This window comes from Pseudomonas fluorescens (assembly GCF_902497875.1).
GTDB lineage: Bacteria > Pseudomonadota > Gammaproteobacteria > Pseudomonadales > Pseudomonadaceae > Aquipseudomonas > Aquipseudomonas fluorescens_BR.
Window position 1 is genome coordinate 1 of sequence record NZ_CABVHY010000136.1, and the last position, 1,449, is coordinate 1,449.

The 1,449-nt window shown below is 62.0% G+C and carries 2 protein-coding genes; both read left to right on the forward strand.

The window, feature by feature from the left end; translation table 11 throughout:
• The coding region (locus F8N85_RS34200; RefSeq protein WP_191636323.1) for a bacterioferritin-associated ferredoxin at positions 1-436 on the forward strand (436 nt) is incomplete at its 5' end.
• 10 nt (positions 437-446) lie between these two features.
• Positions 447-1,208 carry a uroporphyrinogen-III C-methyltransferase gene (gene cobA, locus F8N85_RS34205; protein ID WP_150804837.1) on the forward strand — a complete coding sequence of 254 codons (762 nt, stop codon included), beginning with the start codon at positions 447-449 and terminating at the stop codon, positions 1,206-1,208.
• Positions 1,209-1,449 lie beyond the last annotated feature (241 nt).

The following is a 1,449-nucleotide window of genomic DNA, read 5'->3' on the forward strand; positions in this document are numbered from 1 at the left end:
CAGGGACATCGATCAACAGCTGGGGCTTAACGAAGGACCAGTACTGGCCTATGACGACCCACGGCGCTCCATTGGCAAGCGAGTGCGGATCGAGAGCGGACGCATCACCGCCATCCGCCTGGCCGGTGAAACCCTCGCCCGGCATTGGCTGCAAAGCCTGTGGCTCGAGGGCACAGCCGACGAACAATTGCGCCGCTGGCTGCTGGCGCCGCTGAGCACCCCGCCGGGTAGCGCGACCAGCGACCCGTCCGCCAATAAGACCTTATGCAACTGCAAAAACGTCAGCCAAAACGCAGTCTGCGCCGGTATCCGCCGCGGCCTGGATCTCAATGGCTTGAAACAAGAACTGGGCTGCGGCACTCAATGCGGCTCCTGCGTACCGGAAATCAAGCGTCTGTTGGCCGCTACTGCCCAACCGATAGCCGTCACTTCGTGAGGAATAGAACATGAGCGCAAAAGTCTGGCTGGTGGGCGCAGGTCCTGGCGATCCCGAATTGCTGACCCTCAAAGCGGTGCGCGCCCTGGGCGAAGCCGATGTGGTGCTGATCGATGATCTGGTCAACGAGGCCGTCCTGGCCCATTGCCCACAGGCACGCATCATTGCCGTCGGCAAACGCGGCGGCTGTCGCTCCACGCCGCAGGAGTTCATTCATCGGCTGATGCTGCGTTATGCCCGCCAAGGCAAGTGCGTGGTGCGACTCAAGGGCGGTGACCCGTGCATTTTCGGACGTGGCGGTGAAGAAGCGCAATGGCTCAGGACCCACGGGATTGCAGTCGAAATGGTCAATGGCATCACCGCCGGCCTGGCCGGAGCGACGCAATGCAATATCCCGCTGACGTTGCGTGGCATCAGCCGTGGCGTAACCCTGGTAACCGCCCACACTCAAGACGACAGTAGCCTGAACTGGCAGGCCCTGGCCCAGGGCGGTACGACGCTGGTGATCTACATGGGCGTGGCCAAGCTCAGCGAAATTCGCGAGCAACTGCTGGCTGGTGGAATGGCGGCGGATACGCCGGTGGCGATGATCGAAAACGCTTCGCTGCCGCATCAACGGGAATGTCGGAGCGATCTGACCGCCATGCAGGAAGATGCCCTCGCCTTCCAGTTGAAAAGCCCGGCTATCCTGGTAATCGGCGCGGTGGCAGCTTGTGAAGACGTCAAAAAATCGCTGCCTGCGGCAGAGTGGTGCGTAGACGTGGCCCTGTAGGAACTGTCGAAAGCTGCGCCCCAACCACTGAAAAGATCGCAGGCTTCGCCAGCGCCTACACGGGATTTGCGGACACCCCGCCTAGCGTAGGAGCTGCCGCAGGCTGCGATCTTTTGATCCTGCCGTCAGCCGCAACACCTCCATCGACCACTGAAAAGATCGCAGGCTTCGCCAGCGCCTACACGGGATTCGCGGCACCCCCGCCACCGTAGGAGCTGCCGCAGGCTGCGATCTTTTGATC

What these genes read in the sequence shown, in the direction of transcription:
- cobA (WP_150804837.1), top strand. Translation starts at nt 447, where the DNA reads ATGAGCGCAAAAGTCTGGCTGGTGGGCGCAGGTCCTGGCGATCCCGAA.